The following is a 25,497-nucleotide window of genomic DNA, read 5'->3' as shown; positions in this document are numbered from 1 at the left end:
TGATGTAGGAGCAATAATCGCTAATGGTATAATTTACAATCGTGGATCCTTATCAGAGCTTTCTTTTTATGATAGGGATCCATCATACTTTTTAATATTAATTGGGAGCACATTAAACAAATGTCGTTATTCAATGAAAGTCTTAAAAATAATGCTTTAAAAACACGGGCGGATTATGCCGCTGCCTTGACCGCGATTCTTGATCCTGTCTACCAGACCATGGCGGCGCAAGGCACTCCAGGGCGGTTCCATCTCAGTGATTCTGGTTCTGTCTATGATCGTGATCGGCGGGATATCGAAGGGTTCATGCGAACTTTATGGGGCGTCGGACCGCTTTGCAGTACACCACAACGGGCCCAAACATATCAAAAATACTTTAAGGCCGCAACGGCGGGGATCCTGGCTGGTTGCGATTCCAAGTCACCTTACTATTGGGGTGAATTGCATGCTTATGACCAATTATTTGTTGAGATGGGTTCGTTGGCGACGATGCTGATCTTAACCAAGGATTCGTTTTGGGATCGTTTGCCAGCGCAACAGCAGGATAATATTTACCAATGGCTCGACCAAATCAATCATCATACGATCCCCAAAACGAATTGGCTTTTCTTTCGTATTTTGGTCAACACCTTCTTTCAACGAGTTGGCCGGCCAGCATCCAGTCAGCAGTTACGCGCTGACCTCACGGAGATCGATCGGTACTATTTAGCTGACGGCTGGTATTTCGATGGCTATCCTCAGCAAATCGATTATTATATTCCGTTTGGGATGCAGTATTATGGGGTTTTGTATGCGGCCTTGAGTCAGGATCAACAGGATGACCATTCCCAAATTTTTGCTGATCGCGCTGGTCAGTTTGCACGGACCTTCGCGAATTGGTTTACTAATTCGGGCGCGGCATTACCTTTTGGGCGCAGCTTAACCTATCGCTTTGCGCAATCTGGCTTCTGGGCAGCGACCGCATTTGCTAAGGTTCCTTTAGCAGGGGTGTCGTTAGCTGAGGCCAAGTATTTGTTGCTGAATAATATGCGTCACTGGTTGCAACAACCGATTTTTACGAGTGAAGGCTTTCTCTCGATCGGTTATGGCTATCCTAATTTGGTTATGGCCGAAGGTTACAACGCGCCGGGGTCACCTTATTGGGCCTTGAAGAATTTTATCATTTTGGCTTTACCTGATAATGATGATTTCTGGCAAGTAGCGGAGCAGAAACCGTTCTTTCCTGAGCGACAGGTCAATCCTTATGCCCACATGTTATTGATCCACGGGCATCAGGGTGATGAATTACAGGTTTTTACTGCGGGGCAACATTCACATGAGCATGCTCATGGCGAGTCCAAATATGAGAAATATGTTTATTCAACGACTTTCGGTTTTAGCGTGAAAAAGGGTAGTGTTTTACCAAAACAAGGCGCGTTTGACAATACGCTGGCGGTTTCCGAAAGTGAGATCAATTTTCAGACAGCTTTTGGTTATGAGGAGTATCAGACCCATGAGCAGTACGTTTATTCGCTTTGGCGGCCTTGGCCGGATGTTACGATCCGTAATTTTATGATCCCATTCTATCCGTGGCATTTACGGGTACATGTGATCGAAAGTTCCCGGCAATTATTCCTACGCGAAGGCTCATTTAGTTGTCCTTGGAATGGCCTAGCTGGACATGAAGTAAAAGCGCCGGCCTTACCAAATGGTTGTTTTTATGACAGTCCGGTTGGTGTTACTGGGATCGTCCCACTATCAGCCGGTTTTTCGGCGGAATTATCTTTACCAGAACCAAATACCAACTTGTTGTATCCAGAAACGGCTTTGCCACTTATCAAGGGGCAATTAGCGCCTGGTCAGCATGTGGTCATCACAGCTTGTTTGGGCGCAGCATTTGAACATGAAGCCGACTTGGAACTTGCAGATATCAATGTCCATTTAGATGGCTCGATCTTAAGTGGTGAGCTTTTGGGTCATTCGTTTAGTTTGTCATTAGTGGAACTTGCAAAATAAAAGATAGCAGTCGATCGTGGTAGAGATCGCTGCTTGATCAGTGTTTGAAGGGATATAGTATGAACGAAATCGTAGCGCCAATGATCAAAGAACTAACAACGATCGCTGCTGACTATGTTGATCAGGACACAGTAGCACCGATTGCTTTCCAAGGTTATCAGGATTATTTGGATCAAGGGAATCGTTTGAATTTTGAGGATCAATATTTTGAACGTCGTCGCCAATTGGCCGTTTTGGCATTGGCTTATCATTGTCAGCCAACCGTGGCGACTAAACGGCTTTTGGAAAATGTGATCTGGGAAGTCTGCAACGAATATAGTTGGGGCTTACCAGCGCATATGCCGCTGACTGGTGCTACTTATGGTCTTGGTAGCTCGCAGTGGATCGATCTTTTTGCAGCGGAGACTGGGGCGACTTTGGCAGAGATCCAAGGATTGATCGGGTCAGATTTGTTGCCAGAAATCAATCAAAGGATCGATTTGGAGATCGAACGCCGGATCTTGACACCGTTTGCCGCTCATGACTGGTCTTGGCAACACAAGGCAAACAATTGGAGTGCTGTGATCGGTGGGAGTTTAGGATTGATCGTCTTGATCAAGTTACCGAAGGATTCACCGCGACAGCGGGCTTTTTTACAGCGGCTGGATATTGCCCTGCAGACTTATCTGAACAGCTTCTCAGATGATGGTGCCTGTGTTGAAGGGGTCAGCTATTGGGCCTATGGTTTTGGTTATTACCTTTATTTCGCTGAAAAAATGCGTGCTGTTTTAAATGATGATCGCTATTTGAAGAATCCTAAAGTTGCCAAGATTGCTGCCTTCCCATATTTAGCGGCATTGAATCAGAAGGATTTCGTACCGTTCTCTGATTATGCGGAATCGGAGTTGCCATCAGGGCTGCTTTGCTTTTGCCAGCGAGAGTTTGGCGTGGCAGTGCCGCCGATCACGACGGTCAATCGTGTGGATTTTGATACTTGTTATCGCTTCGCCCAGTTGTATCGCAACTTGATTTGGACGGATCGCTTGGATACGGCAGCAACGACATTGCCTAGCAGTACACACTATTTTCCAGATGTGCAGTGGTTGATCGAGCGAAATAACGAGTCTGATTTCATTTTTGCCGCGAAAGGTGGCGCTAATGATGAAAGTCATAATCATCTTGATCTTGGTCACTTTATCTTAGGCGATCAAAGCACGCAATATTTGACTGACTTGGGTTCGGGTGAGTATACGCGCGATTATTTTCAGGATGAGCGGCGTTATCAGTACTTTATCCCCTCAGCGCCAGGTCATTCATTGCCTGTGATCAATGGGCAAGCACAGATTTTTGGCCCGTACCATGCGCAAACGGATTTTAAGGCTCAAGAAAACCGGCTATTGATAGATTTGAGTCATGTTTATGGCAAGGAAGCGGGACTGTTATCATTTCAGCGCCAATTCAAGGTTTCTCCAGCTGAGCGTCAGGTCCAATTGTGCGATCGATTTGAATTTCAGCAGGATACGGCTCAAGTCACAGAGATCTTGATCAGCACGCTCAAACCGCAGCTGCTTGATCCGCAAACGGTCCTTCTGCAAGCTGCTTCTGGCGCCTGTCAGATCTCATTGATCGGCGCGCAGCTGAGTTTTGTTCCAGTTGACTATGCAAATCATTTAGGTAAGACTGTCAGGGCTTATCAGATCCGTGCGGATTATCAATTAGCACGAGCTGCGCAGGTGGTCATCAAGTTCCAGTTGCAGACATCAGCATCATGATGAGCTCAATTTAAGATCACATTATTTCCTGATCATGCACATCTTATATTAAAGTGATGCAGTCGGGGCCTAATAGCACTTTTTGCTATTGACCGCCCTTTTCGACACTGGTATTGTTTGAATAGTTGAATTAAGAAAAAAGATAAATCGAAAGGTGTTTAAAGTGTGATGAATCAACAAGAGCTAATCGACTTGTTACCCAAAATCGAAGAGAAGCTGACCCTAGTCGTTGAGCGTAATCAAGGGGTCATTCCCTATACGACAGATGAGCAGGGACATTATCTCGATATGACTCAACAGGATCCGTTTTGGTGGACCAATGGTTTCTGGGGTGGCTTATTGTGGCAGTTATACCACTTGACTAAAAATGACTTGTTTCGGCAGACAGCAGTGCAAACCGAAAAGACCCTTGCAAAAAATTTAGTTCGCGCAGAGAATTTAGATCATGACAATGGCTTCAAGTGGTCATTGACTGCGGTGGCGCGTTACCGGATCACTGGCGCTCAGGACGCCAAAAATGACGGGATCATTGCTGCAGAAAATTTGGCTGGTCGTTTTAATCTGGCTGGTCGCTTTATTCGCGCTTGGAACGATAGTGGTACTGGTGAACGTAGTGGCGGCGCGATCATTGATTGTTTAATGAACTTGCCACTACTATATTGGGCCAGCGCTGAGCTTAATGATCCCCGTTTCTATCAAATCGCCTATGCTCATGCTAAAACAGCGCAGGCACATATGGTTCGGCCAGATGGTTCGGTCAAGCATATCATTGAATTTGATCCCCAGACGGGCGAATATCTCCGTTCGCAAGGCGGTCAGGGCTATGGTCATGGTTCCTCTTGGACACGTGGTCAAGCTTGGGGTATTTATGGTTTTGCTCTAAGCTATCAGTACACCCAAGATCGTTCTTTCTTGGCGACTGCCCAACAGATCGCAAACTATTTTATCGCGAATATTCCGGCTACTGGGTTGATCCCCGTGGATTTTCGACAACCACAAGCGCCTTGGCTGGAGGATTCCTCAGCGGCGGCGATCGCGGCCAGCGGCTTGATCACCCTGGCTGAAGACGTTGATCCGGCTGATCGAGAGATTTATTTAAACGCAGCCCGACGACTGTTAAGCACCTTGGCTGAATCGAGTTGTGATTGGCGTTTAGAGACCGATAATCTTTTAACAAAATGTACCGCGGCCTATCACGATGAAAAGAGAGAGTTCCCAATCATCTATGGTGATTATTTCTTCCTAGAAGCACTGGAAAAATTAGCTGGTCGTGATCTGAATCTGTGGTAGTCGATTGGTGGAAATCAGTGTGACTCTGTTTTTTGGAATGAGAATATAGATAGTGCCACGAAAAAAAGGAGTCCCAATTCGTCATTGAATTGGGACTCCTTTGCTAAATGAGCAGAAACATTAAATGAGATGCTGACCGTAAACTTCAAATTCAGTCAAGGCGGGGAAGGGTGAATCATCTTCATGCTTGATCAAGGTGTTGATCGTTAACGAATCGATCGTTCGTGGCGCGAAAGCAAAGGTCTGGATCGTATTGGCCTTTTTCAAGTTCAAGGTCTCCTTGCTACCATCTGAGAAAGTCACAGTCATTGCAGTCCAAAAGCTATCATGAGGAAAGTCAGCGCGTAAAACGATGCCCACGCCTGAAGCAAGGACAGGACGGCCAAAATCGATGGTCAAGGCTGCATCTTCCTGACGGTTGATCCCCCAAGACTGATAAGGATATTCGCCGTGCATGTCTGGCGCGGCGATACCATCGATCGCGTTACAAGCAAAGAAAGTTGCATCGTTACGTGTTTCCACATTGGCGTGAGCATGGGGATAAGCTCCGTGGAATTCTTTCTGATCAAGTGGGTTGAGCGCCAGATTTTGATGGACTTGAAGCTGTTCCTTGGTTGCTTTGCGCACACTAAGATAATGACGTTTACTGAGAAAAGCATTGTCTGGTCGCGCATCGATCGCGTTTTTGGTCAGCGAGATATGGTAACGCCAAGTCGTATCGCTAATGTAAACTAAAGATGTATCCAAGCACTCGTCAAGCTTGGCCCAATAGTAACCAGGTTGATCGACTTTGATCTCGATCAAGTCACCTTCTTCATAAGTCAGATCTTGAGTTGCTAGCGAGACGAAATCCTCCCCCTGTGCGATCAGTGGTCGTTGGATCTCCTCATAGTCGTTCTTACCATAACGACTAGTCCCATCTTTTGATAAAACTTCTAATGAAATCATTGATCGTCCTCCAATTATTTACTAAAATTATCGCTACTTCTATTGTAAGCTCTTAACCAGTTAATTTGAATGCATTTGTAGAAGTTAATTGCTTTATCCCGTTTTTTATTGATGGTATAGTAAAAGCAGTATTGATCAAGCGTTATTGGTTCAATGTAGTTGCTGACTAAGCACGATGATCGATTTTAGTCAAAACAATTTATTTTAAAATGGAGGCTCACCTTTATGCGAGAATTTGTCACGATCGGAGAACCATTAGTCGCGTACTCCGCTCAAGAAGTCAATGTTCCTTTGGATCAAGTCACTGATTTTTCACGTTATCCCGCTGGCGCCGAATTGAATGTTACTTTTGGTTTGACTCGTTTAGGCCGACAATGCACATACTTAACGGCCCTAGGGTCTGATAATAATGGTGAATTTCTGCAACATGCGTTAAGCGCGGAGCAGATCGACACAGAACAGATCAAAGTCGACCCAGAAGCACCGACGGGGATCTATTTCAAAGAACGGGTCACAGCAGGTGATCCGCAAATCGAATATGCCCGCAAAAATACTGCTGCTAGTCGATTGCAGTTAGCTGATCTGGGGGAGCTAGATTTTTCAAAGGTGAAGTTACTTCACTTGACTGGTATCGCGGCGGCGATCTCACCAACAATGTTTAAGAATATTGAAGAATTGATCTTGATTGCTCGGCAAAACGATACTTTGATCAGCTTCGACCCTAATATTCGTCCTGCTTTGTGGTCATCAGCAGAGCAGATGAAACGAGTCCTTAATCGGATCGCTGGGCAGTGTGATATCGTGTTACCTGGTTTAGGCGAGGGTAGACAACTGACTGGCGGCAAAACCGCAAGTGAGATCGCCGATTTTTATTTAAACCTAGCCACACCAAAATTAGTCGTGGTCAAAAATGGCTCAACTGGTGCCTACGCTAAGGATGAACAGGGGACGGTGATCGAATCAGCCGCTTTTCAAGTCGATCAAGTTGTCGACACGGTTGGGGCGGGTGATGGGTTCGCAGCCGGCTTACTTTCTGGGATCCTCGCCCAACTGCCTTTAGCGGAGAGTCTTCGTCGCGCCAATGCTATGGGGGCGTTCGCGGTACAAAGTGAAGGGGATAATAGCGGTTATCCTGATCTGGCCAGATTAACAACCTTTTTAGCGAATAACTAAGGTTAGTTACCAGAAAGATAATGACGTTGGTTGAACGTAAAAGGTAAAAAATCAAATTTGATCATGCCCGATGGCCTTTAGACGATTAGTCTATTGATCACCGGGCATTTTTGAGCCTTTGCCTTTTAGGTCGACCGGAAGAAAATCAGTAATTATCAAAGGTGGGGATCAGTCAAAGTAATCAGGGATCTCTTTGACCAATTTGAAAATATCGGTATCGAGGATATGGGAATTATTAGTCATCGCCGTCGTCATTTTCTGGTCAGTACGATTTTCTAAAAGCTGCACCACTTCACGGTGTTGGTCAATGATCTCCTTCCAGCTGGTGTCCATCATGCGCAAGCGCAAATAACGTAGTCGATTCAAGTGGACGTTGATGATCTGCAACCAATCCCAAACGTAATCATTATTGGTTATCTTATAGAAGTATTGGTGGAACTGCTCATCTAATTGAAAAAAAGGTTCGTAATCGTTGGAGCCGAGATAAATGGCCTGTAGTTGGATCATTTTTTTTAATTCTCTGATATCTTTAGCCGTAGCTGCTTGAAAAGCCTTCTCCATGATCAGGCTTTCAACGCTTTCGCGAACGAATTTGGCTTGATAGACTTTTTGCAGATTGATCTTAGCTACATAAGTCCCACTTTGCGGGACGACCTTGAATAGACCTTCACGTTGTAGGCGAATGATAGCCTCACGAACAGGTGTATTACTGATTCCAAGAAGTTCTTGCAGGCGAGTTTTATCGATTTTTTCGCCAGGTTTTAATGTGAAATTAAGCACCATCTGTTTAATGGCAATATAGGCTTCGTCCTGAAAGCTTAGTGATGTCGGCATGATGAGACCTCGAACCTTTCGATTGGATTGATTAAAAATTAACTTATCAAATAATTTCTGAAAGCGATTGCAAATCGTTGTGAACTAGCATACTATAATACTAGTATATCAGTTTGACAGCTGATAATAAAGGAGGTAAGAAAATGTCAAATGTTATTATAGGTATTTTGCTCATTGCATCCTTTGTCTTTATGGTCTGGTACTGTATGAAGGGCTATAACCTGATGGTTGGGTTCTTCGTGATGGCGACGATCTGGACGATTCTGGCTTTGATCGGTAATGCGATCACGCCAGCCGCTTCAATGGATGGCAAGAGCGTGATGGACGTTCTAGAATTTGTTTATGCAGATGGGCCAGCCGCATATGCGTCATCGATCTTGGTCAACGTCTTCTTCGGGGCTTTCTTCGGTCGGGTGCTGATGGACACCGGGATCGCCGCAACTTTGATTCGTAAGGTCGTTGAGTTAGGTGGGGATCGTCCTCGGCTGACCATGAGCCTGTTATGTATTGTTACTGCTATTATTTTCATGTCCATGACTGGGATCGGACCTGTTATCTCGATCGCGGTAATCGTTTTACCGATTTTATTCTCACTAGGTGTTGAGGCACCAGTTGCCTTATTCGCGTTTATGGGGTCGATCATGGCTGGTATCTTCGCCAACATGGTCAACTTCAAACAGTATCAAGAAATGTATGTTGGCTTTGCTCCTGCAGCCAAAAGTTACACTTACAATGATTACTTCACGATCGGCATGATCGGGATGATCGTTGGTTTGGTCGTTGTCTTGGTGATCGCCAATCTAACGATGAAAAAAGGCAAATCTCATAACTGGGCAATTGATTCACAACCTGCCGGCAAAGAGAATGCGCCTTGGTACTCATGGATATCTGTAATTTTACCAGTTTTAGGTGTTGTTTTGTTGAAATTACCGATTATTCTTGGCTTCATTCTTTCTGGTATTTACGCAATGGCGACAACTGGCAAATTAAAAGGGAATTATTCCGAGATCTGCCGGCGTTTTGCGAAATTGTTCACTGATGGTTCGATCGATGTTGCGCCAATGATCGGCTTCTTGCTTTCATTAGCGATGTTCAATAATGCGGCCACTTTTGCGGCTCCTTATTTCACCGCGATCATTGGTAACATCGTGCCAACGACAGCCATCGCTTTGACGATCGTCTTTGCTTTGTTGGTACCACTTGGTTTCTTCCGCGGTCCTATGAACTGGGTTGGTAGTGGTTCTGCGATCTTCGCTGTTATTTTGGCTGCGAATCCAGCGATCCCAGTTCAATTCATGTATCCATTGACTGCTGCAACGACTGTTTTCCCACAACATTTGGATGTCACTCAGTCATGGGTCGCTTGGGGCTTCGGTTATGCGAAGGTTTCATCACGAGACTTTATGAAACGTTCGATCCCAGCAGGCTGGATCAGTGGTGCGATCATGTGTTTGATCATCTTTATCATGTACGGCCATTTGGTTTAAGCAACAGTAGTTATTGAGTCAGCTAAGCGTTTAGTTTTAAGAAAAGATTTTTGAAAGATTGGTGGAATTGCTTATGAAACGATCGGTACGAATGGGGATTGATGTTGGTGGTACTCATACCAAGGCAGTCGCTATCGATAATGAAACCCATCAAATGATTGGGGAACCTTCTGTAGTTAAGACAACTCATGATGATCCTCGCGGTGTAGCAGCAGGTGTTGTACAATCATTTGAAACTTGTCTAAAACAGAATAATATTAGCCCTGATGAAGTGGTTTTCGTAGCGCATTCCACTACGCAGGCAACGAATGCGTTGATCGAAGGTGACGTGGCGCCAGTAGGGGTCATTGGAATGTCTAAAGGCGGGCTTGAAGGCTTCTTAGCTAAAAAGCAAACGCATCTTGAGGACATTGAACTTGAGGAAAAGAAGAGTATCAAGATCCTCAATGAATTCATTCCTTTGAAAAAATGTGAAGAAACGACGATCAAACAAAGCATCGATAAGCTTAAAGATGAAGGTGCCAAAGTTTTGGTTGCCTCGATGGCTTTCGGTGTTGATGAAGGTGGCCCTGAAGAGTTGGTCCACCAAATCGCTGAAAAGGAAAAGATCCCGACGACGATGGCTTCTGACATCACGAAGCTGTATGGTTTGACTCGCCGTACTCGGACCGCCGCGATCAATGCGTCTATCTTGCCAAAAATGTTGGAGACCGCGACTTCAACTGAATCATCCGTTCGCGAGGCTGGGGTCAAAGTACCACTGATGATCATGCGTGGTGACGGTGGTGTTATGGAGATCACAGAAATGAAGAAGCGCCCGGTTCTGACCATGTTGTCTGGGCCAGCCGCTTCAGTAATGGGTTCACTGATTTATTTACGTGCTTCCAATGGTATTTATTTTGAAGTTGGGGGGACCACGACCAATATCGGGGTCATCAAGAACGGTCGTCCTGCGATCGATTATTCAGTTGTTGGCGGCCACTCGACCTATATTTCTTCATTGGATGTTCGTGTCTTAGGTGATGCAGGCGGTTCAATGATCCGGGCCAGCAAAGAGGGCGTTATCGATGTCGGTCCTCGTTCTGCTCATATTGCCGGACTGGATTATGCAGCTTTCACTGATCCCGATAAGATCAATGAACCTCACGTTGAGTTCTTCTCACCGAAGCCAGGTGACCCTGAGGATTATGTTAAAGTCGTGAACGCAGACGGGTCAGCTTTGACCATCACCAATACTGATGCTGCCAATGTTTTAGGCTTGGTCAAACCTGAGTATTTTGCTCATGGTAATGAAGAATCCGCTCGTAAAGCGATCAAGGCCTTGGCTGATTATTGTGGAACAACGGTTGAAGATATCGCAACCCAGATCATGGAGAAAGCTTTTGCCAAGATCGAACCTGTTTTCAATGAATTAGTTGAAAAGTACAAACTTGAAAAAGACCAGATCTCCTTAGTTGGTGTTGGTGGCGGTGCTGCTTCATTGATCGTTTATTTCAGTAAGAAAACTGGCGTTAAGTATTCGATCCCGCATGACGCCGAAGTTATTTCATCGATCGGGGTCGCGTTATCAATGGTTCGTGATGTTGTTGAACGGATCCTACCAAACCCAACGCAAGAAGATATTCGTGCGATCAAGAATGAGGCTTTGAATAAAGCTGTTGAATCAGGGGCGACCCCAGATTCAGTCGATGTCCATATTGAGATCGATCCACAAACTTCAAAGATCACCGCGATCGCGACGGGTTCGACTGAAGTCAAAACGAGTGATCTTTCGGCGAACGCTGATGAAGGTGAAGCTCGTGAGATCGCTGCTGCTGATATGCGGACCACGGCTGAGGAAACGGATCTGATCACCCAAAATGATTACTTCTACATTTTTGGTGGTCCCCATCCAGGCGCTGACCATGGTGCGATCCGGATCGTAGATAAGAAAGGGTTCATCAAAGTTCAACGTGGTCGTGGTTTTGCGATCAAGACGACCGCGCGGGATTATGAACAAGCAATGGCTAAACTTTGGGAAGACTTAGCAGTCTATCAAACAGAAATGGTTGCGCGTCCTGACTTTTATCTTTGTTTAGGCGCGCGGGTAATGGACTTCTCTGCCACAGATTATGAACAATTGAAATTGTTGACTGATTTAGAAGTTTCATCCCTAGAGCCAGATGATGAGGTGATCGTTGTTGGCGCAAATATCAACCAAAACTGATGATCAAAAGCCTAACATTGCAGTGTTGATTGCAGATTTAAAAGCATTACCAGAGTCCGTTTGGTGTGATTATCTATTTAACCGTGACCTTCTGGTGGCGCGGATCGGTCCAGAAAAGCGGGCCGAATTGATTGCAGGTGCGATCAAATGTGGCACCGACCTAGCCCAAGAGACGGCTCGTTCGTATGGCTCGATCCCAGCTAGTGAGTTAGTCGATCAGTTGCCTTTGCAAGTGAAACCAGAAGATTCGCAAACGATCCAAAAACAAGTTTTCTTAGCTACGTTTACAGAACCTAATGAGATCAAGATCTATCAAGAACCGATCAACAAATTAACGGCGTTGAAACTGCCTGGATTTGACCGAGCTGCGATCACCGAGATTATTTTGGCCCACGAATTATTTCATTATTTTGAGAGTCAAGATGATCAATTCTATTCGCGAACAAGTCAGATCGAGCTCTGGCATCTTGGCCGGTATCATCATCGATCGACTGTCCGAGCGACCAGTGAGATCGCGGCTATGATTTTTAGCTGGCGCTTGAATGATCTTAGCTTTTCACCATTGATCTTGGACATTCTGATGTTATATTGCTACAATCCTGAAGCAGCTCATGATTGCTATCAAGAATTGTTGGCATTGGCGCGATCAGGACAAGGTGATCCTGAATCTGATCAATAGAAAACTAAAGGATCAAGTGTGACGTCGGGGATTTCTTGATTGGAGGAATTTCTAAATGAAGCACGTTATCTATCGAGGAATGATGAATGGCCTGAGTATCGATCGTTGTACCCGTGACGAGGAATATAACATGGTGAAGCATTGGCATCCTGAATATGAGATCCAGTATTATCTTGATGGGTCGCGCCGCTTCTTCATTGAAGGGAAAACTTTCAATTTGAAGCCGGGAAGTTTAGTGATCGTCAATGCTGATCAGATCCATTGTTCGTTTTCTGATAATTCGGTTTTCCATGATCGCGTCTTGTTACTATTCGAGAACTCACAATTTTGCGATTATTTCGCACCGCTTAAAATCGATTTGGTTCGTTTTTTTGCAGAGAATAGTGGTGTGATCGAAGTCCCACTGGCTGATCGAAAGTATTTAAAAGATCTTTTTGAAATGATCGCCTGGGAAGTGTCTAATAAATATGTCATGTACCATCAATTGTCAGTCGCTAAATTACTTGAATTGATTTCTTATATCATTCGCTTGCGTCAGCGTGGCTCGCTTTTAGACAGTGGTTCCTCCGGAATGCCGGAGAATGAGCTTGTCAATAAAGTCAAATGGTATATTCGTAATAATTACAATGAAGTAGGTTCATTGGAGGACTTGGCGAAGTATTTCTATTTGGATAAGTCCTACCTTAGTCGCGTGTTTAAAAAGGAATCCGGTTATACTGTTGGTGAGTTCATCAATATCCAGAAGATCCAAGCAGCTCAAAAACTTTTGGAAGATACGACGTACAGTATTTCTGAGGTCTCAGAACAGGTCGGCTATGGCAATGTTACTTATTTCAATCGCGTCTTTAAACGATATGTTGAGAGTAGTCCCTTACAATATCGCAAAAAGAAGATCGTCTATAAAGAAACGTTGCGGGAAAAGAATAACTTTTAGGTGATAGCGAGTTCTGATCATTGTTGGCGTCATTTAAAGAAACGTTGGAGTTTTTATTCAGCGTTTCTTTTTTGATACACGCGCATTATTCTGGCGAGATCAGTTGACCGTGGATCATTAAAGCCAACAATTATTGATAAAGTATGACGATATCAGGTAAAACTAATATTACAGAAGAAGTCAATTTAGTATAAGTTTACATTTAAACATTCACTGGATTGGTCTTGTCCGGGAAATCTATTGACTGTTTCCGTAGATGTTGTATCCTATATGTAAACGCATACAACGTTGTAGTCATGGTTAAAAGGTGGAGGACAAAAATGAAGAAAAGAACACTAGTTTCACTGTTGCTTTCCGGTTTGCTACTAACCACATTATTATCTGGATGTGGCTCTGGGAAGAAAGAAGCGGCTAAAACATCTAGCAAAGCTTCGAAATTTCCAACAGAAGATGTGACGATCAAGTTTTCTTGGTGGGGTGCTGATAACCGCCATGAGGCGATGAAGGAAGTCGTCAAACTTTATGAGAAGAAACATCCTAACGTGACCGTTAAGGTTGAGTATGGTCCGTGGGATGGTTGGCAGTCTAAGATCTTGACCCAGCTTTCTGGGAAGACTGAAGCCGATGTGATGCAAGTCAACTATAATTGGCTTTTCTCATACGGTAAGGGCAAAAATGTCTTTTATGACTTAAACAAAGTCAAGAGTTACTTGCATTTTTCAAATTGGGATGCAAAATATTTGAAAGCGATGCAAGTCGATGGGCAACAAGCGGCCGTTCCTCACGGGATGACTGGTCGGGTCAGCATGTATAACGAGGCGCTTTACAAAGAAAATAATCTAGAATTGCCAACAACCTATGCAGAACTTGAAGAGGCTGGCAAGGTGATCGGCAAGAATAATTCCGCCACGGGTAAAGATAATAAATATGCTTTCCAAAACATGGACGAAGTTTCTAAGGACTTATTCATTGCTCAAATGCTCTTTAACAAGTATGGCAAAGTTATGCAGACTGATGGCAAGGTCAACTACACAGCTAAGCAAGTCAAAAGCGTTTTGACTGAATATAAGGCTTTGGAAGATTCCGGCGCCATGCCAACATTCAACCAAGATCCTTCGATCGACACGAATGCTAGCCCAGGTTGGGTCAACGGTGAAGTCGGTGGGGTCTATGAGTGGGCTAACTCATTAGCACAATGGGCTGAGTCTTATAAGAGCGGTGCTGCGAAAGATGATTTGGTCGTCGGCTCATACTTGCAGACAAGTGCTGATAAGAAACCATCGATCTACGTTAAACCAAACTTTGGTTATGCGATCTCGAAGAACTCGAAGCATCCAGAAGTTGCCGCGGATTTCATTAATTTCTTGTTTACAGATGAAGGTGCCGTTAAGGCTGCTGCGGATTCACTAGGGATCTCAAGCAATAAAGTCACTAAGAAACTTCAAGTCAAGAACGATTTGCTTGAGGGTGTTGTCAAAGATGGCTATGCCATGTTAGACAAATACAATCAAACCGTCATGGATCCTTACTTCGAAGATGAGAATGTTCGTAATGAACGTTATACCGTCATTGAAGCGTTTAGATCAGGCAAGCTCGATGCAGCAGCTGCAGCTAAACAGTATGTTGAAAAGCAGCAAGCAGCTTTGGATAAATATTATCAAGGTTAGTGAACATGATTTGGCGGAGGAGGCTGTGATGTTGAGCTCCTTCGCTTTTTATTTATTGGATGCTAGTTGGTTACTCGCAATAAAAATGAGTTAGAAAGAAGTTGAACTGATGGAAGCTAAGGAAACTAAGCCAATAAAGGTAAAGAAGAAAAGAAACTATTTCGTGTTTTTGATGTTAGTTCCTTGGATGATCGGATTTGTTGTTTTTAAAGTTTATCCGATCGTCACTTCATTTATTTATAGTTTACAAGAGTATCCGATTTTAGGTGATCCTGAGTTTGTTGGATTCAGAAATTATATTGAGATTTTTACAAAAGACGATGTTTTCTGGCAGTCACTGGTAGCGACTTTGAAATATGTGCTGATCGGGACACCGATGGTGATCATTGTTTCGTTTATCGTTGCTGCAATTTTGAATTTCAAGTTAAAAGGGGTCAATTTCTTCCGGACTGCTTATTATATTCCTTCGATCTTAGGGGGGAACGTTGCGGTCTCGATCCTTTGGACCATGCTATTTGACGTTAACGGCCCGATCAATACGATCCTCAGTGTTTTCAACTTTGGGGGTGACGTTGCGATCAACTGGACCAAGGACCCAACTTTTGCTGTGATCACCTTGATCATTTTGAAAACATGGCAATTTGGTTCAACGATGTTGATCTTCTTGTCAGCGCTACAAGGTGTGCCTAAATCTGTTTATGAGGCTGCAGAGATCGATGGCGCCAGTAAAGTTCGGCAATTGTTCAGTATCACGGTGCCGATCATTACTCCAGTGATTTTATTCAACATGATCAATGTCTTGGTCAAGGCTTTCCAAGAATTCAATTCGGCCTATTTGATCACTAAAGGTGGACCCAACAACGCCACTTATTTCCTGAATCTATATATTTACGATCAGGCTTTCCAAAATGGTAATTATGGTTACGCCAGTGCCTTGACCTGGATCCTTTTGGCGATAATCGGGGTGTTGACCATCATCATCTTCAAGTCGTCGGATAAGTGGGTCTTCACGAATGATAATGAATAGGGGGATAGCAAAATGGAAATGAGCAGTCGCAGAAGACGGATCAACGAGATCATTCGCTATACGTTGTTGATCATCGTCGGCATTATTCTGATCTATCCTTTATTGTGGATGATCGGTTCGGCCTTTAAACAGAATATTGATATTTTTGGCACGTTGAATATTTTTCCACCTAAAAATCGAATCGTTTGGGATAATTTCGCTAAAGCGTGGCAGATCACTAAAGAGCACAACATTTGGTTTTACTTCATGAACACCTTGAAGTTCTTGATCCCTAAAACGATTTTCACGGTCCTGTCGTGTTTATTGACAGCCTATGTGATCGCGCGCAAATCTTTCCGTGGGAAAAAGTTTGTTTTTAGCGCAGTTATCGTCACCTTACTGATGCCTGAATTGGCATTTCGGATCCCGCTATATTTACTTTATCGGGAATTAGGGTTACTTGATACTTTCGCCAGTTTATATGTTGCGGATATTTTCGCGTCCTCGTCATTCTTTATCTTTATGATCATTCAGTTTATGAAGACGATTCCTCGAGAGCTCGATGAGGCGGCAGTCATGGATGGCTGTAATGAGTTCCAGATCTTATTCAAGATCATTGTGCCGGTGATCCGCCCAATCATCATCACAGTCGCCTTGTTATGCTTCATGTGGGGCATGAATGATTTCCAGGGACCATTGATTTATTTGAATAGTGCTGACAAGGCAACACTGTCTTTGATCATGAAGCAGCAACTCGATGGAGAAGCAATGGTTTCCTATGGTCGCGTCTTTGCCGCTTCAACTTTAGGCCTTTTGCCAATGATCGCGCTCTTCTTTATGGGATCACGGTATTTCGTTGACGGGGTCGCTTCAACTGGGAGTAAAGAATAATGAAAAAAGCATCAGTTGTATTTCTTATGAAACGAATATTTGCTCAAATGATCGATCTTTTGGTTGGTTTTCTATCGCTATTTGTTAGTTTGGCAGTGATCGTACCTAAGCTTGAGGGGGTTATTAAAAGCCCTGTGATCCGTGCGATCATTGCCTTGATCCTTGTTGTTTTGATCAACTTATTGGTTCAGTACCCTTTCATGCTGAATGGCCAGACCTTAGGCAAGGGTTTTTACCGATTAAGAATCGTTTCGACAGATAAAAAGCGGAAGAACCTGACTGTGCCGATCATCATTCAGCGTGAGATCTTATGTAAGCTGATGAGCTGCTATTTCATTTGCTTACCGGTTTTTAGCGGTAAGCTTGGGGGCCATGAGGAAGCAACACATACAAAACTGATTTGTGAGAATAAACCGGTTCGTGTTAAAGGTCATTCTCAGAAAGCATAAGGAGTTGAAGATTTGGAGGAAATTGCAACTTATCTCGATGAATTAATGGCCAACTCACTGCCTAAAGAAGGTATTGTGACCTGGAACCAGGAAATTATTCGTGACCATGCTGAACCCAAGTGGGATTACGTTGATGGCTGTATGCTATTGGCGATTTTGGACATGTTTAAAGTTACGGGTGAGCCTAAATATTTTGAATTTGTTGAAAATTACGTCAATTTTTTTGTTAACGATCAAGGTGAGATCCGTGGCTACCAAGCAACCGATTTTAGCGCTGATGAGATCAATGAAGGTAAAGTATTGTTTGCCTTGTATGAACGCACAGGCTTGGAAAAATATCGGCGGGCCCTTGATCGGTTGATGACTCAGTTGAAATATCAGCCTAGGACAAGAAGTGGGAATTTTTGGCATAAACTGATTTATCCGTATCAAATTTGGCTAGATGGCCTTTACATGATCCAACCCTTTTATTTAGAATATGATCAACGTTTTGGCCAAAGTGGACATGTGGAAGACGTGATCCAGCAATTTTCTAATGTTGAGCGGTACTTGAAAGACAATCGAAGTGGCCTGTATTATCATGCCTATGATGAAACACGCTTGGCCTTTTGGGCCGATGGAACAACTGGACAGAGTCCTAACTTTTGGACGCGAGCGATCGGTTGGTACACGATGTCTTTAGTTGATACGATCGAATTGCTTGGCAATTCAGAATTGAGTGGCGATCTAAAGCGACAACTACAGGACCTGGCCGCTACCTTGCTGCGTTATCAAGATGTTAAGAGCAAGATGTTTTATCAAGTCACAGATCAAGGCCAGCGTGCCGGGAATTACTTGGAGACCAGTGGTACTTGTGCGATCGGCTACACGTTTATTAAAGGGGTGCGCTTAGGCGTTTTACCAGAAAAATATCTTGAAGCAGGGCGGACCATTATTCAGGCGGTCATTGATCAGAAGCTACAAAAAGAACAAGAACGTTTCAATTTGACCGATATTTGTTTAGTAGCCGGGCTGGGTGGAATGCCGGCGAAAGGGAAGTATCAACCGCGAGACGGCTCATACGAGTATTATATCTCCGAGCCTGTCGTTGCCAATGATGGCAAAGGAATCGCACCATTGATCTATGCTTATGCAGAATTATTGGCGATGAAAGAAATTTGAGACATTGAGCTTCAAATCATTTGATAAAAGTGTTTTCATATAAAGTTCAATTTTTTGCCAGTAATCGTATTAGGAAGCGCAAAAGCGGCAACCCCTTGGGCAATTATAATTGCATAAGGGGTTGCCGCTTTTCAGCCTTAGTAAAGGGTTTGCAACGATTTTCTAGATTGCTAATAAATTTATTGGCCGATACTAGTAAAAACTTGAATGCTAGATCTGTTCATATAAATTGTTCAATAATTGAATGGCCGGTTGGATATAAGGCGCCCGAGTTGCTTCTAATGAAACGTAAATACCGGGCCGCTCATATTTGATAAAGGTCAGGATCGAAGTGAAGTCCATCAACCCTTGACCAACCGGGACCACCTTGATTTTTCCAGATTCAACGATGAAGTCCTTAAGATGGATTGCTTCAACTTGATCGCCAACATCAGTAAGGGCCTGTCCAACGACTGCCTCCATATCCTGATAATTATCAGGACGAGCAAGGTTAGCGCAGTCCAGGATGATTTTGAGATTTGGAGATTGGATCTCGTGGATTAGACGTTTGGCTAATGAGCTTGTATAAATGGGATGATTCAGGCCGGCCTCGATTGCCACGGTCACGCCAAAATTTTCGGCAGTCGCAATTAATTCCGCAACTGAAGAACGGACAGTTTGATAAGCCTGTTCTGTAAAGTTGCGGGACGTATAACCGTTAGCAACACTGCCTGTTTCAGTGCCGATCAACGCAGCTTGGTAGTTATGAACAAGCTGGATATCATGTTTGAATTCTGCCAGCGCATTTGCGCGGACGGCAGGATCCTCTGAAGCAAGATTAACGTAACAACCTAGAACCGATATTTTTAAATCGTTCTTCTGAAAAAGATTGCCCCAGTGGTCGGCAAGACCAACGGTACTATCCAGATTGCGGTTTAACATGGTAGGAAAGCATTTCTTGATTGAAAATTGGGTGTGCTGGAACCCCTGATTTTTCAAATCAGTGATCAAACCAGTTGGATCACTGAATGATAGATCATGAGCGCGGATCCCCAAATTAAGTGGTAGTTGCGTCATTAGAACTCCTCCTAGTGATTATCAGACGTTGATAAGTAATTGATTGAATTTGAAAATAATATTCAATATTATAATGATATCACTAATATAAAACGGATTCATTATCGTAATAGCAATAAATGCTAGGATTGTTGTTTTTATGCACTTGAAGTGGAGCAGCTAGGTTTAGATCGATCGTAAAGATCGAAATAGAAGATGAGCGAGGGCAAAATCATGGCAATAAATGTAGTAGATTTAGGCGCGCAAGCAAAGGGACACTTAGCAACAAAGGCGATCCAAAAGGCGATCGATCAGGCCGCTGATCAAGGTGGCGGTCAGGTAACGATTCCTGCCGGTCATTTCTTGACTGGTTCGATCGAATTGAAAAGTAATGTGGAGTTACACTTAGAAGCTGGCGCGATCCTAAAATTCTCGGATGATCCTATTGATTTTCCGGTGATCGATTCTCGCTGGGAAGGGGTCAGCCGTCAAGTTTACCGACCTTGCATTTATGCCCACCAAGCGACGAATATTGCCATTACTGGCTTAGGAACTTTGGATGGGAACGGCGCGAAGTGGTGGCATATTTTCAGAGAAGAACGTGATAAATTAGTTTATCCACGGCCGCAATTCATTGGCTTCGATGATTGTGAGCGAGTACTGCTGGAGAATTTTCAAATCAAAGATTCTCCAAGTTGGACAGTCCACCCAGTCAATTGCCAGAACGTGACCATCAACAATATCAGTATCAAGAATCCGATTGATTCACCGAATACGGATGGGATCGATCCAGAATCCTGTCGTAATGTTCGGATCAGTAATTGCCAAATCGATGTTGGTGATGACTGTATCGCACTAAAATCAGGAACTGAACAGAATGCTAGTGAAAAGATTGCTTGCGAAAATATTACGATCAGTAATTGTACGCTTTTACATGGTCATGGGGCGATCGTTCTCGGGAGTGAGATGAGCGGTGGCATTCAAAATGTTACGATCAGTAATTGTACTTTTGAACAAACAGACCGGGGGATCCGGTTGAAATCTCGGCGTGGACGTGGTGGCGTGATCAAAAATTTCGTCGTCAGCAATATCATTATGAACGAAGTCCTATGTCCGTTTGTCTTCAACCTGTTTTACTTTTGCGGGCCTAATGGTCGGACCGAATATGTGGCGGATAAACGAGCGTATCCAGTTACTGAAAAAACACCACGATTCACTCAATTTCAATTTTCGAATATTATTGCTCAAAACGTGCGTTCGGCGGCTGGTTATATTTACGGGCTGCCAGAACAATTGATCACAGATGTTACGTTTAGTCATGTTCAAATTCGGATGGCATCTGGTGCAACACCCGAGAAACCAGCGATGATGGCAGACATCAAACCGATGACGCAGCGAGGGTTCTTTGTCAATAATGCTCGTAATATCACCTTTGATCATGTTCAAATTGAAAACTATGTGGGGGAACCATTCATGATCCGGGACGCACCACAAGTTAAACTTATCAATGAAACCACACAGAAGGACTAAAAATGGTACGGGAAAACCGACAAACGCTGATCGATCTACTGGGAAAAAATGAGGATTGTGCACCTAGTGGTCGCGTGATTAAGCGTGAAAAGACGGATAAGTATTTTTTAGAAACACTGGCTTTGAACTTAAACAGAATAGAAACAGTGCCAGCATTATTTGCCTACCCACAACATGTTGCTGGGCCAGTTCCATTAGTGATCTACAATCATTCTCATGGCGGAAATTTTTCTTTAGGAAAACGCGAATTGTTGCAAGGTACGGACTATCTACAACGCCCCGCCTTCTTGGATGCCTTGATTGAAATGGGTTATGCCGTTGGTTGTATCGATATGTTTGGTTTCGGCGAACGTCAGGGGAAAAAGGAAAGTGAATTAGTCAAAGAATTTTTGGTTACTGGCCATACCTTGTGGGGATTAAGGATCTTTGATGATCAGCAATTTCTTACGTATCTATTGACGCGTCCGGAAGTAGATACGACCCGTATCGCAACGATTGGAATGTCGATGGGTGGATTAATGAGTTGGTGGTTAGCGGCGGTGGATCCTCGCGTTAAAGTTACTGTGGATATTAGTGGCCAAGTTGATCTAGAAACGCTTATTCAAGTTCGTGGACTTGATCATCATGGTTTTTATTATTATGTCCCCAACTTGTTAACGAAGTTCACGACGTTGGACATTCAAAAAATGATTGTACCGCGACCAAGACTTAGTCTAGTTGGAAAAAATGATGGCATGTGCCCTAATCAAGGTGTCCAATTTTTGGATCGCGAGTTGCGCGCAACTTATCAAAAAATGGATGCTGGCGATAATTGGCGATCTTTACAATTGACGGGCGGGCATCAAGAGACAAGTGAGATGAGATCAGCATGGCAAGTATTTCTAAAAAAAATGTTATAAAAATAATCGTGGGCAAACGTCAGAATCAGTATCAGACGATTCAGGCAGCAATCGACGCGGCCACAACACATTTTCCCGAGCAAATAGTCGAGATCATGATCTTACCGGGTCATTATCAGGAACGACTGCATATTTGGAGGAATCATCTTAAATTGATCGGCTGGGGAACTGTCTTGATCGAAGCGTCATTAAGTGCGCGGCAACAATCAGCTGACGGCCGAGAATATGGAACTTTTCGGACGGCGACCTGCTTTATTGATGGCTCTGATATTCAACTGATCAATTTGCAGATCAGCAATACGGCTGGTGCGGACCATTTGGTTGGACAGGCGGTAGCGGTATACTGTGAAGGCGATCAAGTGACGTTTGACCACTGCCGATTAACTGGTCATCAGGATACTTTGTGTTTAGGCCCGTTACCAGTAGTCCAGAAGGATGGCACTCCGTTTGTAACTGATCCCATCAAAACGATTTTTCCAGTACAAAACTATCATTTCAATTATTGTGAGATCCAGGGAACGATCGATTTTATTTTTGGTGGGGGCAATGCTTGGTTCAGTCATTGTACCTTGACCATGCTTGAACGAATAAACCATCAGGCCGGATTTATTACCGCAGCCAGTACAGCGCCTACAGCAATCGGGTTTATCTTTACACAATGCTGGATCCAGGCTGAAGGACAGCAACCATACTTTCTTGGGCGTCCATGGCGGGAATATGCTAAAACACAGTTTATTGATTGCGGTTTTGACGAGTACCTTGTACCAGCGGGGTGGCATGATTGGGACAAGATTTCTAATCATCAAACCGTGATGTACTCAGAACAGCATTGTTTTTATCAGAATTTACGCGAAGAACGCCCGGATTGGGTCAGAATAAGTCATTGAGCATTAGTCGAGATATGACCATAATCTTTTTTGAATCAATAGGCAGCATCTATTGGTTCTTTTTTCTGATTTTATGGAAGGCTAGTAGCCCGCTAATGACTGTTTCTAAAGTCGGTTCCTTAATTGAGAAAATAGAAAACGCCGAAATCGGACCGCTATCCAATTTCGGCGTTTGAGCGGAATTTTTTATTCAGAGCACTCACAAAAAAATGAATCGTATTTTACTGGGAATATCAGTTATTTGTATTATCTGTACGTCAAAATTGAGCCCAAGTCTGGGCCAGCACGCATAAATTCGCCTTCTTGATTCTTTAGGACCCAAATATGAATAATCAGTTTTTCTTGATAAATACGGCGATAACCTCCTGTGTCAGCCGTACTTATCAGTCAAACTGTGATGATAGGCGTACGCAGATTTTAAGTCATCAGCGCTTGTCTAGTTGCTGATTTTGATAATACCAAAGCTGAACTCTGGATAGCTTAAGTTACTTGTTAAGAGATACTTTGGTCTGCTTTGACCTCATTTGAACCCTGCCAAATCTTTTGTGCGGTCCAAGGGCAGCTTTCATCGGTCCAAAAAGCATTTTTCGCTGGGAGACCTAAAGGCAAAAAAATTGTTGTACACAGGTAAAGACTACCTATACTGATATATTCCTCGGCTAGGGATGGTTGTTCACCATAGACACCAGGCAACAGCCAACCATCTGAATCAAAAGTTCGAGGGGATGAATTGATGGTTCTATCAATTACAGCAGATAATGCATCCCGAATCTGGGCCGGCTTTATCATTTGCGGTAATTGTTGTTCTAAAGCTGCCTGAGCCAATGCTTGAAAAACACCACTACGATAAGTAATTGAACGCCCAATGATCGGGAAAGAACCATCCATATTGATCATTCGTTCTTGAATAGTGGCATACCGTTGAAAGCGAGGAATAAATTCTTGTTGGTAATGTTGCAGTTCAATATTATTTGGACTGAATAGTGTCAATAGGTCAATAGCCATTGGTTGGATAACAAAACTATTGTAGTAATCACAATGAAAGATGGGACCGTCGCCATAAGTGCCATCACCCTTATACCAATCGTCGAGTAAGCGAATAGCGTAGATGACCCGTAGTAAATCGTAATTACCTCCTAATACGTAAAGCGCCGCTTCGATCATTGCAGAAAAAAGGTTCCAGTTCATATTTGGTGGGATGGTTTTTCGAGTGGATTTCAGCGCACTAATTAAATTGGACTTAGTTTGTGCTGTAAGATATTGATGACAGTATTTCGGAGATCGGATGATACCGTGAGCTAGAAAAGCCGCATCAACAAGTGGTTGCCCATCTTCTGTAAAATTACAAAAATCGGCAGAATTTGGATCAACCGCATGTGCAAGTCCATCAGCAACCAATTGCTGATACTTATGATGTAATTCTTGTTCCTCGTTAGTCGTGATTTCTTTTTCAGAAAGTTCAAGCCAAGGAGCGATGCCACAGAATGATCGACCGACAGCTTCTAGTGTTTGATAGTTTTGCCGAGATTTATGAAATTGATGTGGTAAACTACTTTTTAATTTGTCATGACTCAAAGAAGTAAATACGGGACCTACTATTTTATCAAGTGTTATCAACCAATGTTGCCTTAACATGTACTCATTTCCTCTTTTTATGTTTTTTAGTACTCAGAAGCCTTTTTTTCATATTGTAGTAAGTGCTGGTATTCACTGCCACTAATAGCAAGGATCGTACCATGCTTGAAACCGTATGGAAAACTAAATTCTTTATCGCTACGTGTAAATTCCCCACTTTTTAGCGATGGTGCAACAAAGGGAACGTAGCCTTGTTTTTCGGCACTCGTGCCATAGTAATCAAGAAACAGACCCCATTGACCGTGGGCTAGTTTGACTGCTGTTGGGGCTTCATAGCGGCCCTCTGCTAGAGTACTCATACTGTTGTCAAAAGCCGAAATTCGTTGGAATGGGCCTGTTATGGAGGGGCTCGATAGTAAGATGATTCGTTCGGGTGAGGCGTCGCTTTTTAGAAAAAGATAATACTGACTATTTTCTTCATACATTGCCGAATCAATTACAGAACTATCTGGTTTTTGGTAAAGAAGCTTGGACGGGGTAAAGTTAATAAAATCTTTGGTTCGAGCATAATAAATAGCCATATTGGAAAAGTTTGTATTCTTCTGTGAGGCCGACCAGTGAATCAGGTAGTTACATTCTTTTGGATCATAAATGATATCAGGTGCCCACAGACAGCCCATTTCCTTATTACCAAGATGGATCGACTGTCCACGATCCCATTTGATTAAATCCTTTGAGCGCCAAAGAATAAAATCATCGTTACCAAATCTCTTAATATTCTCCCATGAACGATGATATTTGTGCTCAAAACTATAGGATAGGCTGAGATCGGTTGAAATGATAATAAATTCGCCAGTTTGAGTACGGATGATCGTATGATCACGGACACCATGATCCCCCTGGTAATTCCACAGAACGGGGTTACCGTGATTTACCGAGTGCCAATGAAAGCCGTCTGGGCTGACTCCGAAATAGACTTGTTCACCATCCGGCGTTCTTTTTTCTTTAAAATGAACAAATAGGTAGTGACTCAAATTAATTCTCCTTAAGCAAGAATGAATTTAGTATTCACAGGCCCGTTCAAGGTCGTGAAGGGGATC

General features: G+C 43.5%; 21 protein-coding genes. 16 read left to right on the top strand and 5 right to left on the bottom strand.

The annotated features are described in order from the left end of the window. The first annotated feature begins 120 nt into the window (after positions 1-120). The 3 genes from OCU21_RS02145 (at position 121) to OCU21_RS02135 (ending at position 5,036) form a co-directional block, all read left to right on the top strand. Entirely contained in the window at positions 121-1,995 is a 1,875-nt protein-coding gene (locus OCU21_RS02145) for a DUF2264 domain-containing protein (RefSeq protein WP_261805861.1), read from the top strand. A gap of 59 nt (positions 1,996-2,054) precedes the next feature. Beyond that, a complete protein-coding gene (locus tag OCU21_RS02140; protein ID WP_261805860.1) occupies positions 2,055-3,746 on the top strand; it encodes a heparinase II/III family protein in 1,692 nt (563 codons plus the stop codon). Positions 3,747-3,914: 168 nt separating this feature from the next. Further along, positions 3,915-5,036, top strand: coding sequence for a glycoside hydrolase family 88 protein (locus tag OCU21_RS02135; protein WP_261805859.1), 1,122 nt, complete (start codon positions 3,915-3,917; stop codon positions 5,034-5,036). 120 nt (positions 5,037-5,156) lie between these two features. Here the strand turns inward: OCU21_RS02135 and OCU21_RS02130 are convergent, their stop codons facing one another. After that, positions 5,157-5,984 carry a hypothetical protein gene (locus OCU21_RS02130; protein WP_261805858.1) on the bottom strand — a complete coding sequence of 276 codons (828 nt, stop codon included), beginning with the start codon at positions 5,982-5,984 and terminating at the stop codon, positions 5,157-5,159. Between the two features lie 225 nt (positions 5,985-6,209). Between OCU21_RS02130 and OCU21_RS02125 the strand changes: the two genes are divergently transcribed. Then, positions 6,210-7,157: a sugar kinase gene (locus tag OCU21_RS02125; protein ID WP_261805857.1), complete on the top strand. Its 948-nt coding sequence runs from the start codon at positions 6,210-6,212 to the stop codon at positions 7,155-7,157. A 168-nt stretch (positions 7,158-7,325) separates the two neighbouring features. Here OCU21_RS02125 and OCU21_RS02120 read toward each other — a convergent pair whose 3' ends face one another. After that, entirely contained in the window at positions 7,326-7,991 is a 666-nt protein-coding gene (locus OCU21_RS02120; RefSeq protein ID WP_261805856.1) for a GntR family transcriptional regulator, read from the bottom strand. Positions 7,992-8,134: 143 nt separating this feature from the next. Here OCU21_RS02120 and OCU21_RS02115 point away from each other — a divergent pair, with 143 nt between their 5' ends. The 9 genes from OCU21_RS02115 to OCU21_RS02075 all read left to right on the top strand — a co-directional run bounded on the left by OCU21_RS02115 (position 8,135) and on the right by OCU21_RS02075 (position 18,471). Then, positions 8,135-9,478, top strand: a complete 1,344-nt coding sequence (locus OCU21_RS02115) for a citrate transporter (RefSeq protein ID WP_261805855.1) — start codon at positions 8,135-8,137, stop codon at positions 9,476-9,478. Positions 9,479-9,551: 73 nt separating this feature from the next. Next, positions 9,552-11,684 carry a hydantoinase/oxoprolinase family protein gene (locus tag OCU21_RS02110; RefSeq protein WP_261805854.1) on the top strand — a complete coding sequence of 711 codons (2,133 nt, stop codon included), beginning with the start codon at positions 9,552-9,554 and terminating at the stop codon, positions 11,682-11,684. Then, positions 11,659-12,363 (top strand): hypothetical protein, encoded by a 705-nt coding sequence (locus tag OCU21_RS02105; RefSeq protein WP_261805853.1) that lies wholly within the window; start codon positions 11,659-11,661, stop codon positions 12,361-12,363. Before OCU21_RS02110 ends, OCU21_RS02105 begins: the two co-directional genes overlap by 26 nt. A gap of 55 nt (positions 12,364-12,418) precedes the next feature. Continuing rightward, positions 12,419-13,297 carry an AraC family transcriptional regulator gene (locus tag OCU21_RS02100; protein ID WP_261805852.1) on the top strand — a complete coding sequence of 293 codons (879 nt, stop codon included), beginning with the start codon at positions 12,419-12,421 and terminating at the stop codon, positions 13,295-13,297. Between the two features lie 320 nt (positions 13,298-13,617). After that, positions 13,618-14,964, top strand: coding sequence for an ABC transporter substrate-binding protein (locus OCU21_RS02095; RefSeq protein ID WP_261805851.1), 1,347 nt, complete (start codon positions 13,618-13,620; stop codon positions 14,962-14,964). A 172-nt stretch (positions 14,965-15,136) separates the two neighbouring features. After that, entirely contained in the window at positions 15,137-15,991 is an 855-nt protein-coding gene (locus OCU21_RS02090) for a carbohydrate ABC transporter permease (protein WP_373875455.1), read from the top strand. Between the two features lie 12 nt (positions 15,992-16,003). Further along, entirely contained in the window at positions 16,004-16,861 is an 858-nt protein-coding gene (locus tag OCU21_RS02085) for a carbohydrate ABC transporter permease (protein ID WP_261805849.1), read from the top strand. Continuing rightward, entirely contained in the window at positions 16,861-17,310 is a 450-nt protein-coding gene (locus OCU21_RS02080) for an RDD family protein (RefSeq protein WP_261805848.1), read from the top strand. The genes OCU21_RS02085 and OCU21_RS02080 overlap by 1 nt, the downstream gene beginning before the upstream one ends. 12 nt (positions 17,311-17,322) lie before the next feature. Further along, complete coding sequence (locus OCU21_RS02075) at positions 17,323-18,471, top strand: glycoside hydrolase family 88/105 protein (protein ID WP_261805847.1); 1,149 nt, start codon at positions 17,323-17,325, stop codon at positions 18,469-18,471. Between the two features lie 210 nt (positions 18,472-18,681). Here the strand turns inward: OCU21_RS02075 and OCU21_RS02070 are convergent, their stop codons facing one another. Continuing rightward, a complete protein-coding gene (locus OCU21_RS02070; protein WP_261805846.1) occupies positions 18,682-19,527 on the bottom strand; it encodes a sugar phosphate isomerase/epimerase family protein in 846 nt (281 codons plus the stop codon). Between the two features lie 213 nt (positions 19,528-19,740). On the opposite strand from OCU21_RS02070, the gene OCU21_RS02065 reads away from it, so the two are divergent. The 3 genes from OCU21_RS02065 to OCU21_RS02055 are packed head-to-tail and all read left to right on the top strand — an operon-like array spanning position 19,741 to position 22,822. Then, positions 19,741-21,036 (top strand): glycoside hydrolase family 28 protein, encoded by a 1,296-nt coding sequence (locus OCU21_RS02065; protein WP_261805845.1) that lies wholly within the window; start codon positions 19,741-19,743, stop codon positions 21,034-21,036. Positions 21,037-21,038: 2 nt separating this feature from the next. Further along, the gene (locus tag OCU21_RS02060) at positions 21,039-21,935 is read left to right on the top strand and encodes a dienelactone hydrolase family protein (protein WP_261805844.1); all 897 of its coding nucleotides are present in this window, start codon (positions 21,039-21,041) and stop codon (positions 21,933-21,935) included. After that, entirely contained in the window at positions 21,905-22,822 is a 918-nt protein-coding gene (locus OCU21_RS02055; RefSeq protein ID WP_261805843.1) for a pectinesterase family protein, read from the top strand. The genes OCU21_RS02060 and OCU21_RS02055 overlap by 31 nt, the downstream gene beginning before the upstream one ends. Before the next feature lie 492 nt (positions 22,823-23,314). Here OCU21_RS02055 and OCU21_RS02050 read toward each other — a convergent pair whose 3' ends face one another. Both OCU21_RS02050 and OCU21_RS02045 read right to left on the bottom strand, forming a co-directional pair. Further along, on the bottom strand, positions 23,315-24,457 hold the full coding sequence (locus tag OCU21_RS02050) for a DUF2264 domain-containing protein (protein ID WP_261805842.1): 1,143 nt from the start codon (positions 24,455-24,457) through the stop codon (positions 23,315-23,317). 26 nt (positions 24,458-24,483) lie between these two features. Beyond that, complete coding sequence (locus OCU21_RS02045; protein ID WP_261805841.1) at positions 24,484-25,431, bottom strand: glycoside hydrolase family 43 protein; 948 nt, start codon at positions 25,429-25,431, stop codon at positions 24,484-24,486. Positions 25,432-25,497: the final 66 nt, after the last annotated feature.

The organism is Lapidilactobacillus luobeiensis, assembly GCF_024345205.1.
Lineage (GTDB): Bacteria > Bacillota > Bacilli > Lactobacillales > Lactobacillaceae > Lapidilactobacillus > Lapidilactobacillus luobeiensis.
Note: the sequence above shows the minus strand (reverse complement) of the source record. Positions and strands in the feature narration are given on the sequence as shown.

What these genes read in the sequence shown, in the direction of transcription:
- OCU21_RS02120 (WP_261805856.1), bottom strand. Translation starts at nt 7,991, where the DNA reads ATGCCGACATCACTAAGCTTTCAGGACGAAGCCTATATTGCCATTAAA.
- OCU21_RS02125 (WP_261805857.1), top strand. Translation starts at nt 6,210, where the DNA reads ATGCGAGAATTTGTCACGATCGGAGAACCATTAGTCGCGTACTCCGCT.
- OCU21_RS02055 (WP_261805843.1), top strand. Translation starts at nt 21,905, where the DNA reads ATGGCAAGTATTTCTAAAAAAAATGTTATAAAAATAATCGTGGGCAAA.
- OCU21_RS02090 (WP_373875455.1), top strand. Translation starts at nt 15,137, where the DNA reads ATGTTAGTTCCTTGGATGATCGGATTTGTTGTTTTTAAAGTTTATCCG.
- OCU21_RS02140 (WP_261805860.1), top strand. Translation starts at nt 2,055, where the DNA reads ATGAACGAAATCGTAGCGCCAATGATCAAAGAACTAACAACGATCGCT.
- OCU21_RS02070 (WP_261805846.1), bottom strand. Translation starts at nt 19,527, where the DNA reads ATGACGCAACTACCACTTAATTTGGGGATCCGCGCTCATGATCTATCA.
- OCU21_RS02145 (WP_261805861.1), top strand. Translation starts at nt 121, where the DNA reads ATGTCGTTATTCAATGAAAGTCTTAAAAATAATGCTTTAAAAACACGG.
- OCU21_RS02095 (WP_261805851.1), top strand. Translation starts at nt 13,618, where the DNA reads ATGAAGAAAAGAACACTAGTTTCACTGTTGCTTTCCGGTTTGCTACTA.
- OCU21_RS02060 (WP_261805844.1), top strand. Translation starts at nt 21,039, where the DNA reads ATGGTACGGGAAAACCGACAAACGCTGATCGATCTACTGGGAAAAAAT.
- OCU21_RS02135 (WP_261805859.1), top strand. Translation starts at nt 3,915, where the DNA reads ATGAATCAACAAGAGCTAATCGACTTGTTACCCAAAATCGAAGAGAAG.
- OCU21_RS02080 (WP_261805848.1), top strand. Translation starts at nt 16,861, where the DNA reads ATGAAAAAAGCATCAGTTGTATTTCTTATGAAACGAATATTTGCTCAA.
- OCU21_RS02130 (WP_261805858.1), bottom strand. Translation starts at nt 5,984, where the DNA reads ATGATTTCATTAGAAGTTTTATCAAAAGATGGGACTAGTCGTTATGGT.
- OCU21_RS02050 (WP_261805842.1), bottom strand. Translation starts at nt 24,457, where the DNA reads ATGTTAAGGCAACATTGGTTGATAACACTTGATAAAATAGTAGGTCCC.
- OCU21_RS02065 (WP_261805845.1), top strand. Translation starts at nt 19,741, where the DNA reads ATGGCAATAAATGTAGTAGATTTAGGCGCGCAAGCAAAGGGACACTTA.
- OCU21_RS02110 (WP_261805854.1), top strand. Translation starts at nt 9,552, where the DNA reads ATGAAACGATCGGTACGAATGGGGATTGATGTTGGTGGTACTCATACC.
- OCU21_RS02100 (WP_261805852.1), top strand. Translation starts at nt 12,419, where the DNA reads ATGAAGCACGTTATCTATCGAGGAATGATGAATGGCCTGAGTATCGAT.
- OCU21_RS02115 (WP_261805855.1), top strand. Translation starts at nt 8,135, where the DNA reads ATGTCAAATGTTATTATAGGTATTTTGCTCATTGCATCCTTTGTCTTT.
- OCU21_RS02085 (WP_261805849.1), top strand. Translation starts at nt 16,004, where the DNA reads ATGGAAATGAGCAGTCGCAGAAGACGGATCAACGAGATCATTCGCTAT.